Below are 15,056 nucleotides of genomic sequence, written 5' to 3'. Positions count from 1 at the left end.
GTGGGAGGGGGTCGGTGGGACGCTCCCCCTCGACGACCGGGGTGTCGTAGGGCCGCTCGTTCGCGCCCGCGACCGTGTCGAGGTCCTCGGGCGCCTCCTCGGCCGCGTCCGACCGGCGCGCGCCCGCCCGCCGGGCCGCCGACCCGGCGGGCCGCTTCGGGCGCCGGCGCGCCGGTTTCGCCCCCTCGCCGTCGAGGATGTCCATCCCGACGTCCGGGCCGCCGTCGCGCGCAGCCAGGCCGCCGAACAGCTGCCGCACGCGGTCAGGGATGCGGTGCACGGGCGTGGCGGTCACCACCAGCAGGCCGAACACCATGAGCATGAACAGCAGCACCCCGGTGACCCACGGGGTGACCAGCTGCGACAGCGGCCCGGAGGCGACGAACCCGATCAGGCCGCCGGCGCGGCGCATCGCCGTCTGGCCGTCGGACGGCCACGGGATGTCGTGGGCGATGTGGATGAGCCCCAGCAGGCCCACCAGCAGCGCGGCGGCCCCGATCAGCAGCCGTCCGACGTCGGTCCGGCCGCTGCCCGGCGTGCGCATGAGCCGCCACGCGAACGGCAGGAACAGCAGCGGCAGCACCGGGGAGAACGTCCCGAAGGCCCCGAGGACCACCATCCGCGTCACGTCCAGCAGCGGCCCCTCGGTGTCCCACCACACCGCCGCGGCGACCAGCAGCCCGGCCGCCAGCAGCACCATGCCGAGACCGTCGCGGCGCAGGTCCGGGTCGAGGTCGCGAGCGCCGCGGCCCACCGTGCGGGCCAGCCCGCCCACCGTGTGCGCGAGCAGCTTCCAGATGAGCAGCAGGCCGCGGCCGAACCACGTGAACAGCAGCGCGACGGGCCCCTCGCCCGCGCTCTGCGGCCGGGGACGCGGGGCCGGGGCCTTCCGGGCACGCGGGGCGGCGGCCCCGGAGCGGCCGGCCGGCGACTTGCGGGCCGAACCGCCGCTGCGGGCCGCTCCACCGCCGGAACGCTGGGGGGTCTTGGGCACACGGGTGGCCATGGTGGGCAGCCTACTAAGCGAGCCCCGGCGGGATCAGCCTCCCACCGGCCGTGGGCGTGTCGCAGCCTGCGTGGCGGGAACGCACGGCACCGCGTGGCGGGAACGCACGGCACCGCGTGGCGGGAACGCACGGCACCGCGTGGCGGGAACGCATGGCACCGCAATGGCAAGAACACACGCCATCCCGCCCGCGCGCATGCGGCGCGGGACAGCGGACCACGCCCCCGGTGCCCCGGTCAGACCTCCAGCACGACCGGGACGATCATCGGCCGGCGGCGGTAGGTCTCGTTCACCCAGCGGCCCATGGAGCGGCGCACCAGCTGGCGCAGCTGCGCGACGTCGTTGATGCCGTCGGCGGCGGCGCGCTCCAGCGCGTCCTGGATCTTCGGGACCACCTCGTCGTAGGCGTCCACGTCGATCCCCGACCCGCGGGTGTGGATCTGCGGCTCCCCGACGAGCTTGCCGGAGGAGGAGTCGACCGCCACGATGACGGAGATGAACCCCTCCTCACCGAGGATCCGGCGGTCCTTCAGCGCGGACTCGGTGACGTCGCCCACCGAGGCGCCGTCCACGTAGACGTACCCGGCGGGGATGGCGCCCACGATCGACGCCTTGCCGTCCACGAGGTCGACCACGACCCCGTCCTCGGCGATCACCACGCGCTTCTCGGGCACACCGGTGAGGGTGGCGAGCTGAGCGTGGGCCCGCAGGTGCCGCCACTCGCCGTGCACCGGCATGAAGTTGCGCGGCCGCACCATGTTGAGCACGTACAGCAGCTCGCCGGCCGGCGCGTGCCCCGAGACGTGCACGAGCGCGTTGCCCTTGTGCACGACCTTGGCGCCCCAGCGGGTCAGGCCGTTGATGACCCGGTTCACGGAGTTCTCGTTGCCCGGGATCAGCGAGGACGCGAGCACCACGGTGTCGCCCGGCTCGATGCGGATCTGGTGGTCGCGGTTGGCCATGCGGGTGAGCGCCGACATGGGCTCGCCCTGCGAGCCGGTGGAGATGAGCACCGCCTCGTTGGGAGCCATGGCGTCCAGCTCCTTGACGTCCACCAGCAGGCCGCCGGGGACGCGGAGGTAGCCGAGGTCGCGCGCGATGTTCATGTTGCGCACCATGGACCTGCCGACGAAGGCCACCTTGCGGCCGTGCTCCTGCGCGGCGTCGAGCACCTGCTGCACGCGGTGGATGTGGGAGGCGAAGCAGGCCACGATGATGCGCTGCCCGGCCTGGCCGAACACCTTGTCGATGACCCCGGAGATGTCGCGCTCGTGGGTGACGAAGCCGGGGACCTCGGCGTTGGTGGAGTCGGACAGCAGCAGGTCCACGCCCTCGTCGCCGAAGCGCGCGAACCCGGCGAGGTCGGTCAGCCGGCCGTCCAGCGGCAGCTGGTCCATCTTGAAGTCGCCGGTGTGCAGCAGCGAGCCGCCGGGGGTCCGGACGCCCACAGCGAGTGCGTCGGGGATCGAGTGGTTGACCGCGAAGAACTCGCAGTCGAACACGCCGAAGCGGTGCCGCTCGCCCTCGGCCACCTGCACGAGCTCCGGCTTGATGCGGTGCTCGCCGAGCTTGGCGGAGACCAGCGCGAGGGTGAGCCGCGAGCCCACCAGCGGGATGTCGGGGCGCTCGCGCAGCAGGAACGGCACCGCGCCGATGTGGTCCTCGTGGCCGTGCGTGAGGACCAGCGCCTCGACATCGTCCAGCCGGTCCCGGATGTGGTCGAAGTCCGGCAGGATCAGGTCCACCCCCGGCTGCTCCTCCTCCGGGAACAGCACGCCGCAGTCGATGATCAGCAGCCGGCCGTCGTACTCGAAGACCGTCATGTTGCGGCCGATCTCCCCGAGGCCGCCGAGGGGGACGATCCTCAGCGCGCCCGCGGGCAGCGGAGGCGGGGGGCCGAGTTCTGGGTGTGGGTGGCTCATGCGGATCCTTCCGTCAACCGTTCCACTCCCACGGCGCTCGCCGGCACCGCCTGGTGCGGCGCGAGCCCGATCGGCCCCTTGACGCCGGCGGCCGCGAGGTCCTCCCGCAGCAGCGCCTGGAGCTCGAACGACGCGTCGGCGAGCGGTGTGCGCACCGCTCCCCCGGGCAGGCCGAACATGTTGAGCACGGCCTTGGTGGTGATGACGCCCTGCGTGCGGAAGATCCCGGTGTAGACCGGGGTCAGCCGGCGGTGGATCGCCAGCGCGCGGGTGACGTCGCCTCCGTGGTAGGCGTCGATGAGTTCGTGCAGGTCGGCACCGACGATGTGCCCGACGACGCTGACGAACCCGGCCGCGCCGATGGACAGCATCGGCAGGTTCAGCATGTCGGAGCCGCAGTAGTAGGCGAGGCCGGTGCGCTCCATGACCCAGGAACTCGCGCCGAGGTCGTCCTTGGCGTCCTTGTTCGCGATGATGCGCGGGTGCTCGGCCAGCCGGACCAGGGTCTCGGAGGCGATGGGCACGCCCGTGCGTCCCGGGATGTCGTAGAGCATCACCGGCAGCCCGGTGGCGTCGGCGATGGCCGTGAAGTGGCGGAGCAGCCCCTCCTGGGGCGGCTTGTTGTAATACGGGGTCACCGTAAGCAGGCCGTGCGCTCCGGCGCGTTCGGCCGCTCGGGCGAGTTCGATGCTGTGCCGGGTGTCGTTGGTTCCCACCCCGGCCACGATGGTGGCGCGGTCACCGACCGCCTCGACGACGGAGCGCAGCAGCCGGTCTTTCTCGTCGTCGCTCGTCGTCGGCGACTCGCCGGTGGTGCCGTTGACGACGAGGCCGTCGTTGCGCTGCTCGTCGACCAGATATGTGGCGAGTCGGGCGGCGCCGTCGTAGTCGACGTCGCCGTTCTCGTGCATGGGCGTGACCATCGCGGTCAACATCTGGCCGAAAGGCGCGTTCGGCGTAGTGCTGCCTACCATGCTGCAAACGGTACCGCGAATGGCGGACGAACGGCGCCAAGCGCCCCGGTCAGGGCGGGCAGCCTCCCGTGGCGCATGAACGGGAAGCACCCCTCCCGTGGCGCGAAGGGCGAGCGGCTCGCTCGCCACGGGAGGCCGGTGCCGTGCGCCGCACACCGATCAGTCGTCGTTGCCGCCGACGAAGAGGCTGAGTAGCCAGCTCACCACCGCGATGATGATGGCGCCCCAGAAGGCCGGCCAGAAGCCGTCGATGCTGAACGGGATGTTCAGCAGCCCGGCCAGCCACCCCGTGAGCATGAGCAGCAGCGCGTTCACGACGAGCGCGATCAGGCCCAGGGTGAGGACGTAGAAGGCGCATCCCACCGTCTTGACGATCGGCTTGATGACGGCGTTCACCACGCCGAAGATCGCGCCGACGACCAGGTACACGGCGATCTGGCCTACGAGGGAGCTGGTGGTGACCTCGATCCCGTTGACGAGCAGCACCGCCGCCCACAGGGCGACCGCGTTCACGATGATTCGAATAATGATGCTCACGATCTCGATGCTCCCACGCGGCCCGGCCCGCGAGAAAGTCGCGGCGAAGCGGATGGGGGAAATCTCCGGGGCATCACGGAGGGGAGGTCCGCCTCCGCCGAGGGCGTGTGGGGAGCCGCGCCGGTGCGCGGATTTGGGAACCGGTCCCGGCACTGCCACGATGCGGGGAGGGAGCCGGAGTCCGCCGGCCAGCGAGTGGGGGCGTCCACGTGTCGACACAGCGTTTTGTCCGGTCCGCGCGGGGTGAGGACGTCGAGACCGTCGTGGCGATCCAGGTCGCCGCGTGGCGGGACCTGTACGGCGACCTGCTGCCCGCACCGGTGCTCGCCGAGCTGACCGGCGAGGAGGCCGGAGCGCGGTTCCGCGAGCAGTGGCACACGGCGGTCGAGCGGCCGCCCAGCTCGCGGCACCGGCTGCTGGTCGCCACGGACGACCGCGCGGTGGTCGGCTTCGCCGCCGTCGGCCCGGCCGAGGACCCGGACCGGTGGCCCGGCACGGACGCCGAGATCTACGCGCTGCACGTCCACCGCGACCATGTCGGCCGGGGGCATGGCAGCCGGCTGCTCAACGCGGCGGTGGACCACCTGCTGGAGGACGGGTTCCGCACCGTCCACGTGTGGGTGCTGGAGGCCGGCAACCCGCTGCGCGCGTTCGTCGAGGCGGCGGGCTGGCGGCCCGACGGAGCACGCCGCGAACTCGACCTGGGTGTGCCGGTTCCCATGGTCCGGCTGCACGCCGCGATCGGCGGCTGACACCGCGCCGCCCGCCCGCGGTCGCCGTTCCGCGCGGCGATACGGTGGGACGAAACGAGAGCAACCGGTCCCGGCGCGGCCGCGCCGGGACCGCCGGTGGAAAGAAGGAACCCGCGTGGCCACGGTCCCCGAGTGGGTCGCGGGCGCCCGCCCGCGCACGCTGCCGAACTCGATCGTCCCCGTGGCGATCGGGACGGGTGTCGCCCTCGGCGCGGACGCCGCCGTGTGGTGGAAGGCGGCGCTGGCCATGGTGGTGGCGCTGGCCCTGCAGATCGGTGTCAACTACGCCAACGACTACAGCGACGGCGTGCGCGGCACCGACGCCGAGCGCGTCGGGCCCACCCGGCTCACGGCCACCCGGCTCGCCGCGCCGCGTCAGGTCCTGGTCGCGGCGTGGGCGTGCTTCGCGGTGGCGGCGGTGGCCGGCCTGGTGGTGGCGCTGACCTCCGCGTGGTGGCTGCTCCTGGTGGGCGCGGCGGCGATCATGGCCGCGTGGTTCTACACCGGCGGGAAGAACCCGTACGGCTACCACGCGCTTGGCGAGGTCGCGGTCTTCGTGTTCTTCGGCCTGGTCGCGGTGGTCGGCACCGTCTTCGTCCAGGTGGGTGCGGCTCCCTGGCAGGGCTGGGCCGCCGCGGTCGCGGCCGGGCTGCTGTCCTGCTCGGTGCTGGTGATCAACAACCTGCGCGACATCCCCACCGACTCCCGGACCGGCAAGCGGACCCTGGCGGTCGTCCTGGGCGAGGCCGCCACCCGGCGGCTCTACATCGGGTGCGTGGCCGCCGCCTTCGCGATCGCGGCCGCCATGGCGGTGGCCAACCCGTGGACTCTGCTGGCACTGCTCGCCGTCCCGCTGGCGCTCCGACCGCTCCGGCGGGTGGCGGGCGGCCAGCAGGGCCGCGACCTGGTGCTGGGCCTCGGTGAGACGGGGAAGATGCAGCTGGCGTTCGGGGTGCTGTTCACGGTGGGTCTCGCGCTGGGGTAGGCGGGATCGCCACCTCCTGTACGACGTAGATCACAAATCGGACATCTCGCGGCTCTCTCGCCATCCTTCAGATTCCCGACTTCTCCCCTTCCCCGGGGTGCCACGGACCAGCGCCACCTGGACATCGCCAGGTGGCCGGCCGGGAAGCCCGGCGCGGCGGGCGGGGCGCGATTACCCGGAACGCCTGAGCCCGGAGGAGTGGACGTGCGAGGACGGAACTCGCCGTCCGCACCCGCGACGGCGCCGGCGGACGGCCCGGGCAGCGGCTGTCAGGCGTCCAGTGCCTCGCGCAGCGTCGCGACCAGGGCGTCCAGCGCTGCCGGGTAGCCGTGGTCCGGCGGAGTGGCGTAGCCCACTCCGATGCTCGGGCGCCGGTCCGGGTTCGGCGCCTGCCAGGTGGCGCCCACCGGAACGATGAGCAGGCCGCGCGCCGCCGCTCGGTCCGTCACCTCGGTCTCCGACGGGCCGCCGGGCGGCAGCTCCAGCATCAGTTGCAGGCCGGCCGCCGCTCCCCGCACCCGCACCTCGGGCACCTCCCGGGCGAGCCGGCGGAGGAGTTCGTCGCGGCGGCGCCGGTAGCGGAGCCGCTGCGCCCGGACGTGCCGGTCGTAGTCGTGGCCGCGGATCAGATCCGCGAGCACCAGTTGGCCGATGATGTCGGTCTGGGAGTCGGCGTAGAACTTGGCCTCCGCCACCGGCTCGACGAACCGCCGCGGCAGGACCATCCACCCCAGGCGGAGCCCGGGTGCGAGCGTCTTGGACGCCGTGCCGAGGTAGGCGACGTGCTCGGGCGACATCTGCTGCAGCGCGCCCACCGGCTGCCTGTCGTACCGGAACTCCCCGTCGTAGTCGTCCTCCACGATCAGGCCGTCCGCCGAACTCGCCCAGGTGACCAGTGCGCGGCGGCGCTCGGGCGCCAGCACCATGCCCAGGACGACCTGGTGGGCCGGCGTCACCACGGCCGCGCCCGCGCCCTCCGGCACCTGGCCGGAGGCGCCCTGCGCGTCCACCGACAGCGGCACGACCGACGGCCCGGCCCGGCGCACCGCCTCGCGGTGGAACGGGTAGCAGGGGTCCTCCATCGCGACGACGCTCCGCCCGGACTCGTGCAGCACGCGGGCGAGCAGTCCGATGCCCTGTATGAAGCCGTTGGTGACCACGATCGACTCGGGGTCGGCCAGCACGCCCCGCGTCCGGCCCAGGTACTCGGCGAGGTCCGCACGCAGGGCCGGGTGCCCCCGCGGGTCGCCGAGGGCGAACGCCGCCACTTCCATCCGGGGCAGCACCCGGCGGGCCGCGCGCAGCCACGCCTCGACGGGGAACGCCGAGAGGTCCGGACGTCCCGGCCGCATGTCATGGCGGGGGCGCGGGACCGGGCCCGTATCACCCGCCGCACCGCGGTCCGGAATGCGGCTCGCGGGCAGTTCGGCGACGACCGTGCCGGACCCGCGCCGGGCGGACAGGTACCCCTCCGCGACCAGCTGCTCGTAGGCCGCGGTGACCGTGCCCCGCGCGACACCGAGCTCCCCGGCGAGCGTCCGGCTGGCGGGCAGCCGGGTACCAGGGGCCAGCCGGCCGTCGCGGATGGCGGCCCGCAGCGCCCGCTCCAGCCCGGCACGGCGCCCCCGGTCGGCGGGGTCGACGTCGACGAGCAGGTCGACGCCGGAAGTGGCCCAGTCGATCACCATGGGATTGGACCATAGCAGTCCGCCAATTCCGGCCTAGGGTCGAAGACATGAGCACGATCACGAACGAGACCGTCGAGGTCCCGCAGCGCCTCGACATCGCCCGCCACTCCGCCGCCGCCTACCGGGCGATGGCGAAGTTGGAGCAGACGGTGCACGGCCTGGGCCTGGAGCCCTCGCTGCTGGAACTGGTGAAGATCCGGGCCTCGCAGATCAACGGCTGCGCGTTCTGCCTGGACATGCACACAAAGGACGCGGAGGCGCAGGGCGAGACCCACCAGCGGATGCACGCGCTGAACGCGTGGCGGGAGACGCCGTTCTTCACGGCGCGGGAGCGCGCCGCGCTGGCGTTCGCCGAGGCGGTCACCCTCATCGCGGACGGCGGTGTGGAGGACGACGTCTACGAGGAGGCCGCCCGGCACTTCGACGAGTCCGAGCTGGCCGCACTGACGTGGGCCGTGGCCACGATCAACACGTGGAACCGGCTGGCGATCACCGCGCGCGTCACCGTGGGCGACTACCAGCCGCGCTCGCGCGGATGAGCGCGTCCCCGACCGGCGCGGCGGTCGCGGACCGGGCCGCCGCGCTTCGGGCCCTGCACGTCCCGGGCGACCCGGTGGTGCTGCCCAACGCGTGGGACGCCGCCTCCGCCCGCACGGTGGTTTCCGCCGGGTTCCCGGCGGTCGCCACCGCGAGCGCGGCCGTCGCCCCGGCGCTGGGGTACGGCGACCATGAGGAGACCCCGGCCGAGGAAATGTTCGCGGCGGTGGCCCGTATAGCACGGGCCGTGCCGGTGCCGGTCACCGCGGACATCGAGCGCGGCTACGGCCTGCCGCCGGCGGAGATCGCCGACCGGCTGGCCGCCAGCGGCGCGGTCGGCTGCAACCTGGAGGACACCGACCCGGCCACGGGGAAGCTGGCGCCGGTGGCGGACCAGGCGGAGTTCCTCGCGGCCTTCCGAGCCGCGGCGCCGGACGCGGTCCTCAACGCCCGGGTGGACGTCTTCCTGCACGGCACCGGCACATACGAGGAGCGGCTGGCCGAGGCGATCGAGCGGGGGCGCCGCTACGTCGAGGCGGGCGCGGACTGCGTGTACCCGATCGCCTTCGACCTGCCGGCGGAGACGGTCCGCGCGTTGGTGGAGGGCATCGGGGCACCGGTCAACGCGACGGCGGTACCGGGGTCCCCGGTGTCCCTCGCCGACCTGGCTGCGGCGGGCGTCGCCCGGGTGAGCTTCGGGCCGGGGCTGTTCATGGCGGTCGAGGAGCATCTCGCGGGGCTCGTCGCGGGTGTGCGGGAAGGGAAGCTGCCGCCCGCTCCTTCGCGATAGATTCGTGATTGCCGTCCCGGCCCTGCTACCGACAGGGCCGGGACGGTTCCGTGTCTCGGACGAGTCACGCGACGATCGGGGCCGGCGTCCGCTTGAGGACGAACCAGACGGTGCGGCTGAAGGCGTCGCCGTGGGTGCCCCAGGTCTCGGACAACTCGGCGACGAGCGCCAGGCCGCGGCCGCTCTCATCCCACTCGCGGTCCTTCTTCGGTTTGACGACGGCCAGCCGCGATCCTTTGCCGCAGACCAGGATGCAGATCTCCTGGAGGCACGCGTCCACGGTGACGTGAAAGGGGCGCGGCTGCCTGAGACGCGGTACGAGGCCGGGGACGAGGTTGCGTTCGTCGCCGTGGACGAGCGCGTTGGTCGCGAGTTCGCTGGTCAACAGCGTTGCGGTGTGGGTGATGTCGGGTTCCTCGCGGCGGAGGGCCGAGCGGACGAAGTCGCGGGAGGTGCCGACGTCATCGAGCGTCCGGCCGGAGAGGTAGAGGGTCGCGGCGGAGGGGGTGCCGTCGTGTGGTTCGGACATGTAGGTTCTCCCATCTCGCTGGTGTCACTGAGTAATCAGCGACACACTGATAGTGTTTGGCACAACGAATGGGTTTGACAAGTTGTCATTGACACCTGGTCACCAGGTTGTGGTTGCTGCGGTTCGCGAGAGGGGTGGACGCCATGGCCACTGGGGCGAGTCCGACCGCGCGTCGGCGTCGGCTGGGGATGGAGATGCGACGGCTACGGAAGGCCGCGGGGATGACACTCAGCCAGGTGGCTGAGGCCGTCGAGTGCGACGGCTCGTGGCTGAGCCGGGTTGAGAACGGGCGACGCAGCATCAAGCCGCGCGACCTGCGGCTGATCCTGGGCGTCTATGGCGTGAATCCGGAGGACGTCGAGGTCCTGGTCGCGCTCTCGCGCGAATCCAGGCTCAAAGGCTGGTGGCAGACTTTCGAACAAGGCGCGATTCCGCATTGGTTCGAGAAGTACGTGGGCCTGGAGAACGATGCCTCGGCGATGTGCGAGTACGAGAACCAATTGGTTCCGGGCCTCTTGCAGACGGAGTCATATGCCCGTGCAGTGCTGATGGCCGCCCGGCCGGAGTTGACAGCTGAGCGGGTCGAAGAGCAGGTACAAGCTCGCTTGGAGCGGCAGAAGCTTCTGCATCAGGACACGCCGCTCAGGCTGTGGGCGATCATTGACGAAGCTGTCCTTCGCCGCCCGGTGGGTGGGCGAAGGGCTTTCACCGAACAGCTCCGGCAGGTGATCGGACTGACCGACCTTCGGAATGTGACGCTCCAGGTACTCCCATTCGGTGAGGGAGCACATGCCTCGCTTGGGACGTCCTTCGTCATTCTGACGTTCCCGGAGCCAGCGGACCCGGACATCGTCTACATCGAGGATCTCACCAGCAGTCAGCACCTGGAGTCATCCGAGGATGTCGCCCGCTATAACCTCGTCTTCGATCACCTGCAGTCCGTCGCCTTGTCGGATGCGAAGTCAAAGAGTTTCATAGCGGATATCCTGCGGGAGCGCGGATAATCCTGGAGGAAGCGACTGTGTTCGGGTCATCGAAACTGGTGTGGCGCAAGTCCAGCTACAGCAACGCCGGCGGCAACTGCGTCGAAGCAGCGGCTCTTCCAGGGAGGCACGCCGTCCGAGACTCCACGCATCCACACGGCGCCCAGCTGAGGTTCGCGCTGTCCGAATGGAACGCTTTCCTCGGTGCCGTCAAGGCCGACAAGTTGTAGCACATATCGGCACGTCGGAGGTGAATCGGTGACCGAGCAGGAGTTTCGCGCTCAGGCCGCGGACCGCTGGCACAAGTCCAGCTTCAGCGGTCCAAGCGGCGGCTGCATCTTCATCGCGCGCGTCGGCGACACCGTCGGCATCATCGAGGCCGACGACCCGACCGACACCTCGGCCCCCGTCGTCCTCACCCCCATCGAGAACTTCCGCAAGTTCATCGCGGGAGCCAAGGCCGGCGAATTCGACCTCTGAGCTCTCCGCATCGTGTGGCCCGAGCCTGCCGACCGGGCCACACTTGTCTGTCATGCACTCGGTCTCCGTCGCCGCCGCCATCGTGGACCCTGACGGCCGCCTCCTCACCGTTCAGCGAGCCGACAACGGCCACTGGGAACCGCCCGGTGGCGTCCTCGAACTCGGCGAGTCCATCGAGGACGGCCTGCGCCGAGAGGTCCTGGAGGAGACCGGCCTCCACGTCGGCATCGACGCCTTGACCGGCGTCTACAAGAACATCAAGCTCGGCGTCGTCGCCCTCGTTTTTCGCTGCCACCCCACCGGTGGGCGACTCTGCCTCTCGGGAGAGACGACCGCCGTCGAGTGGGTCACGCCTGACGAGGGCCGCTCCCGCATGGCGCCCGCCTACGCCGTCCGCTTGCTCGACGCCATCGCCTCCGGCCCGCCCCAGGTCCGCACACATGACGGACACGACCTGGTCGGCTGAGTACGGCCGTCCCTTCGCCGACTGGATGCTGCGGTACCTGTGCGAGGACGAGATCTGGCCGCTCCTCAGTGAACTGGGCGACTGAGCGCCCGGCCTCACCGCCGCGCGTGGCGGATCCGCAGCCGTCCGTACCCCATGGCGCCGGAGATCCTGATCGTCGGCCCGCCGGGGCGGACGTTCGGTCGCGGCTTGTAGCGCGGGAACTTCCAGGTCGTTCGCAGACCGTCGAAGTCAACGACCGCGTCGCGCGGCACCGTGATCCTGGCACCGCCGGTGCCGAGCTGCAGCTCGATGTCGACCACCGGGTGCTCGATGACCGCCCGGGACAGGTCCAGGCGCACCCGGCCGTACGCCGACACGACCTTGAGGAACCGCGGTACCCGCCAGGCGCCGCGTCGCCGGATCCGCCCGCTGGCGGCGGCGAGCGTGGACGTGGTCTCCGCGGGCCCCGCCGGGAGTGCGGACAGCGCGGAGATGAGTTCGCCGCGCGTCCGGGCGGTGAGCGCCGACTGGAGCCCTCCGTCCATCTCCTCGTGCGAGATGTGTCCTTCGGCGTACGCCTCCTGCAGGCGCTGCACGGCCGTGGCACGGTCGTCTTCGGTGAACCGTGACGACGGGTCTTCCGGCAGAGTGGTCACCGTTGCACTTTAGACCCGGCCCGCGATGCCCACACGCCGAGGTGCCTTGAGGGCGGGGCTTCCGGTGGCGGGACCGCCCGTCCGACACCGTGGTGCGGCTCGACGGCACGACCGCTACCGCACCGCCGCCCGCCACGCCTCGTCCAGGACGCGGTCGGACTCGTACGTCCGCCGCGCCAGCGCCCGCCACAGCACGCCCGGCCCCGCCAGGTCCAGCCGGTGCGGTCCGGCCGGCCCGTCCGGGACGGAGCCGAGGGCGGCGACCTGCCCGATGACCCGGCCACCGCCCAGCACGCCCGGGAGTTCCCGCAGCTCGGCGTCGCGCAGGTCGAGGTCCTCGGCAAGGAGCTCCCGTCCCTCGTGCGTCACCCGGGTCGCCGACCGCAGCGCCCCGCCGCGCTCCCCCGTGCGGCCCAGCACCAGCGTCTCCCGCCACGCGAGCCGTGCCCCGGCCGCCAGAGACACGGTGGTCTCCCGCAGCACGTCGGCCCCCTCGGAGACGATGAACGACGGCTCGGTCCACGTCATCCGCGCGCCCTCGGCCAGCGTGATGTCCGCACGCCACGCGGCACGGCCGCCGCGTGCGTTGTAGGCGACCGTGCCGTTGGGGTCCACCAGGTCGAGGTGGGCTCCCGGCCCGACATGGACGTGCAGCCGCAGGTCGTCTCCGGCGCACAGCGACGCCCGGACCGCCGCCAGCACCACACGCAGGCCCGGACCCGGGCGGCGCATCACGCGGGGGCGCAGGAACGTGCCGGTCTCCAGGCGGACGGGGTACGTCCGGCCGCCGCCGGACGCGACGGTGACGATTGTGGGCGTGCCGGACGTCAGGCCCGCCTCCCGCGGTCCGTGGTCGCGGTGGTCCGGGGTCGCGGCGCCCGGCCGCACGGTGGGCGCGGTCAATGGACGTGCGTGTGCGGCCCGTGCTCGTGGCCGTGGTCGTGGCCGGCCGGACCGTGGCTGTGCGGGGCCATCGGGCCGGGGTCCTGCGGCACGTGCCGGCCGTCGACGTGCTCGGCGAGCACCCCGCGCACCCAGGCGCACAGCTCCGCGACCGACGCCGCGTCGGACCGCGACAGCGCCAGCACCGGCCGGCCGTCCCGCGCCTTCTCGGCGTCGGCCACCATCCGGCCGACGTCCACGCCGACGTAGGGCGCGAGGTCGGACTTGTTGACGACCAGCAGGTCGGCCCGGCCGATGCCCGGACCGCCCTTGCGGGCGACATCGCCGCCGCCGGCCACGTCGAGGCAGAAGATCTGCGCGTCGATCAGCGCGGGGCTGAAGGTCGCGGTGAGGTTGTCGCCGCCGCTCTCCACCAGCACGAGGTCGAGCGGCGCGAACTCCTCCTCCAGGTCCTCGACGGCGTCGAGGTTGGCGGTGATGTCGTCGCGGATCGCCGTGTGCGGGCAGGCGCCGGTCTCGACGGCGCGGATGCGCTCGGCCGCCAGCACGCCCGCGGAGCGCAGGAACCTGGCGTCCTCGTCGGTGTAGATGTCGTTGGTGACGACGGCCATCGCGAACTCGCCGGACAGTTCGCGGCACAGCGTGGCGATGAGTGAGCTCTTTCCGGTGCCGACCGGACCGGCGACGCCGAGGCGCAGCGTCCGGCGGCCGGGGGGCGCCGGGGATACCGGGGACACGGTGGGGTCAAGCAATGAACAGCCTCCTCGTGCTCTGGGCGTGCTCTGCCGCCCACTGGTCGATGAGCGGGGCGGATCGGGCCGGCAGGTCGGCGGGCGCGGCGACGGCCACGGCGGCGCGGACCGCCGCCTCGATGTCGTCGGCGGCGTCCACGACCCACCGCACGGTGGCGAGCGGATCACCGGGGTGCAGCTTGAGCGCGGCGGCGGTGACGGTCTGCGCGTCGTCGTAGAGGACCGCGCGGGCGGTCTGCGCCTCGGTGAGGCCGAGCGCGGCGCCGAGCGCTCCGAGCACCACCGGACGCAGTGGCCGCAGCCCGGGGGTGGCCGCGGTCGCGGTCGCCAGCCCGGCTACCGCCGGATGGCCGGGGCACAGGGCGCGGGCCAGGCGGGTCAGCCCGCGGCCGAGCGAGGCCGAGGCCGCCCGCAGCGGCGCGCTGGGCGTCCGTGCGGCGAGGGCCGCCTGCACCGGCCCGTAGTCGACCGGCCGTCCGCGGCCCGCCCGCAGGGCGAGCACGGCCGCGGCGGCCTCGGTGCGGGCGACGGTCCGCAGCCGGGCCCGGATGTAGGCGGGCACCTGTTCGGCCGCCAGCCCGGCGGCGACGGCCCCCTCCAGTGTGGCGGAGTGCGCGTGCCCGCCGGTGGGCAGCCGCGCGTCGGCGAGCAGCAGCGCGCCGAGTGCCCCGGTCCCGGAGCCGCGCGCCGCCGCGCCCGGGTCGTCCTCATCGGCCACCGGAACCCCCTTCCCACCGTCGTGTCCGATCGAACCGGGCGACCGCCCCGCCGCCACGGACCCGTCCCGCCCGGGACGCGATCTCCACACAGTGGCACGGCGCAACGGGCGGCCCGACACTCGGAACGCGCCCCCGCCCCACGGCCGCCTCTCCCCCGGCCACGCGCCCCGCCTGCCGGCGGCGGCGACCCGTCATCACCGGCGTGCACGTGGACGTAGCGGCATGAGGCGGTCCTCCGGACGGTGGGTGAGCCGGGTTCCGCGCTGGGCATCGGACGTTGCCGGCTCGGTGTCGCTCGGCGACCGGCGGCGTCCGATCGCCGGACGCGCCGGAACGAGAGCCCTCGAAGCCGGGCGGCACCTCGCACGGCCGCACCCGCCCGGCGAAGGACCGCG

The 15,056-nt window shown here is 72.8% G+C and carries 18 protein-coding genes; 8 read left to right on the top strand and 10 right to left on the bottom strand.

The window, feature by feature from the left end:
• The 4 genes from DEF28_RS11320 to DEF28_RS11305 form a co-directional block, all read right to left on the bottom strand.
• The coding region (locus DEF28_RS11320) for a DNA translocase FtsK 4TM domain-containing protein (protein WP_199493221.1) at positions 1 to 1,006 on the bottom strand (1,006 nt) is incomplete at its 3' end.
• A 236-nt stretch (positions 1,007 to 1,242) separates the two neighbouring features.
• Entirely contained in the window at positions 1,243 to 2,928 is a 1,686-nt protein-coding gene (locus DEF28_RS11315; protein WP_114399568.1) for a ribonuclease J, read from the bottom strand.
• A complete protein-coding gene (gene dapA, locus DEF28_RS11310; protein WP_114399569.1) occupies positions 2,925 to 3,902 on the bottom strand; it encodes a 4-hydroxy-tetrahydrodipicolinate synthase in 978 nt (325 codons plus the stop codon). Before dapA ends, DEF28_RS11315 begins: the two co-directional genes overlap by 4 nt.
• Before the next feature lie 159 nt (positions 3,903 to 4,061).
• The gene (locus tag DEF28_RS11305) at positions 4,062 to 4,439 is read right to left on the bottom strand and encodes a phage holin family protein (protein ID WP_114399570.1); all 378 of its coding nucleotides are present in this window, start codon (positions 4,437 to 4,439) and stop codon (positions 4,062 to 4,064) included.
• 209 nt (positions 4,440 to 4,648) lie between these two features.
• Between DEF28_RS11305 and DEF28_RS11300 the strand changes: the two genes are divergently transcribed.
• Together DEF28_RS11300 and DEF28_RS11295 are read left to right on the top strand one after the other, a co-directional pair.
• Positions 4,649 to 5,191 (top strand): GNAT family N-acetyltransferase, encoded by a 543-nt coding sequence (locus DEF28_RS11300; RefSeq protein ID WP_114399571.1) that lies wholly within the window; start codon positions 4,649 to 4,651, stop codon positions 5,189 to 5,191.
• Between the two features lie 115 nt (positions 5,192 to 5,306).
• A complete protein-coding gene (locus tag DEF28_RS11295) occupies positions 5,307 to 6,176 on the top strand; it encodes a 1,4-dihydroxy-2-naphthoate polyprenyltransferase (protein WP_114399572.1) in 870 nt (289 codons plus the stop codon).
• A gap of 269 nt (positions 6,177 to 6,445) precedes the next feature.
• Here the strand turns inward: DEF28_RS11295 and pdxR are convergent, their stop codons facing one another.
• Positions 6,446 to 7,864: a MocR-like pyridoxine biosynthesis transcription factor PdxR gene (pdxR, locus tag DEF28_RS11290; protein WP_114399573.1), complete on the bottom strand. Its 1,419-nt coding sequence runs from the start codon at positions 7,862 to 7,864 to the stop codon at positions 6,446 to 6,448.
• A 47-nt stretch (positions 7,865 to 7,911) separates the two neighbouring features.
• Here pdxR and DEF28_RS11285 point away from each other — a divergent pair, with 47 nt between their 5' ends.
• Together DEF28_RS11285 and DEF28_RS11280 are read left to right on the top strand one after the other, a co-directional pair.
• Positions 7,912 to 8,403 (top strand): carboxymuconolactone decarboxylase family protein, encoded by a 492-nt coding sequence (locus DEF28_RS11285; RefSeq protein WP_114399574.1) that lies wholly within the window; start codon positions 7,912 to 7,914, stop codon positions 8,401 to 8,403.
• On the top strand, positions 8,400 to 9,191 hold the full coding sequence (locus tag DEF28_RS11280) for an isocitrate lyase/PEP mutase family protein (protein WP_114399575.1): 792 nt from the start codon (positions 8,400 to 8,402) through the stop codon (positions 9,189 to 9,191). Before DEF28_RS11285 ends, DEF28_RS11280 begins: the two co-directional genes overlap by 4 nt.
• Before the next feature lie 64 nt (positions 9,192 to 9,255).
• Here DEF28_RS11280 and DEF28_RS11275 read toward each other — a convergent pair whose 3' ends face one another.
• Entirely contained in the window at positions 9,256 to 9,720 is a 465-nt protein-coding gene (locus tag DEF28_RS11275; protein WP_114399576.1) for an ATP-binding protein, read from the bottom strand.
• A gap of 143 nt (positions 9,721 to 9,863) precedes the next feature.
• Between DEF28_RS11275 and DEF28_RS11270 the strand changes: the two genes are divergently transcribed.
• From DEF28_RS11270 to DEF28_RS11255, 4 genes are read left to right on the top strand one after another with little or no spacing between them, the layout of a single operon-like run.
• Positions 9,864 to 10,724, top strand: a complete 861-nt coding sequence (locus DEF28_RS11270) for a helix-turn-helix domain-containing protein (RefSeq protein ID WP_114399583.1) — start codon at positions 9,864 to 9,866, stop codon at positions 10,722 to 10,724.
• 17 nt (positions 10,725 to 10,741) lie between these two features.
• Positions 10,742 to 10,933 (top strand): DUF397 domain-containing protein, encoded by a 192-nt coding sequence (locus tag DEF28_RS11265; protein ID WP_114399577.1) that lies wholly within the window; start codon positions 10,742 to 10,744, stop codon positions 10,931 to 10,933.
• 28 nt (positions 10,934 to 10,961) lie between these two features.
• A complete protein-coding gene (locus DEF28_RS11260; protein WP_114399578.1) occupies positions 10,962 to 11,183 on the top strand; it encodes a DUF397 domain-containing protein in 222 nt (73 codons plus the stop codon).
• Positions 11,184 to 11,235: 52 nt separating this feature from the next.
• Positions 11,236 to 11,649, top strand: coding sequence for an NUDIX hydrolase (locus tag DEF28_RS11255; RefSeq protein WP_114399579.1), 414 nt, complete (start codon positions 11,236 to 11,238; stop codon positions 11,647 to 11,649).
• Positions 11,650 to 11,744: 95 nt separating this feature from the next.
• Here DEF28_RS11255 and DEF28_RS11250 read toward each other — a convergent pair whose 3' ends face one another.
• The 4 genes from DEF28_RS11250 to DEF28_RS11235 all read right to left on the bottom strand — a co-directional run bounded on the left by DEF28_RS11250 (position 11,745) and on the right by DEF28_RS11235 (position 14,660).
• The gene (locus tag DEF28_RS11250) at positions 11,745 to 12,287 is read right to left on the bottom strand and encodes a DUF1707 SHOCT-like domain-containing protein (RefSeq protein WP_114399580.1); all 543 of its coding nucleotides are present in this window, start codon (positions 12,285 to 12,287) and stop codon (positions 11,745 to 11,747) included.
• A 114-nt stretch (positions 12,288 to 12,401) separates the two neighbouring features.
• Positions 12,402 to 13,190: an urease accessory protein UreD gene (locus tag DEF28_RS11245; protein WP_233515237.1), complete on the bottom strand. Its 789-nt coding sequence runs from the start codon at positions 13,188 to 13,190 to the stop codon at positions 12,402 to 12,404.
• The gene (ureG, locus tag DEF28_RS11240) at positions 13,187 to 13,942 is read right to left on the bottom strand and encodes an urease accessory protein UreG (RefSeq protein WP_114399581.1); all 756 of its coding nucleotides are present in this window, start codon (positions 13,940 to 13,942) and stop codon (positions 13,187 to 13,189) included. Before ureG ends, DEF28_RS11245 begins: the two co-directional genes overlap by 4 nt.
• Positions 13,935 to 14,660 (bottom strand): urease accessory protein UreF, encoded by a 726-nt coding sequence (locus tag DEF28_RS11235; RefSeq protein ID WP_114399582.1) that lies wholly within the window; start codon positions 14,658 to 14,660, stop codon positions 13,935 to 13,937. Before DEF28_RS11235 ends, ureG begins: the two co-directional genes overlap by 8 nt.
• Between the last annotated feature and the right edge of the window lie 396 nt (positions 14,661 to 15,056).

It is taken from the genome of Marinitenerispora sediminis (genome assembly GCF_003336425.1).
GTDB lineage: Bacteria > Actinomycetota > Actinomycetes > Streptosporangiales > Streptosporangiaceae > Marinitenerispora > Marinitenerispora sediminis.
The sequence above is the reverse complement of the archived record's forward strand: the minus strand, read 5'-3'. Positions and strand labels throughout refer to the sequence as shown.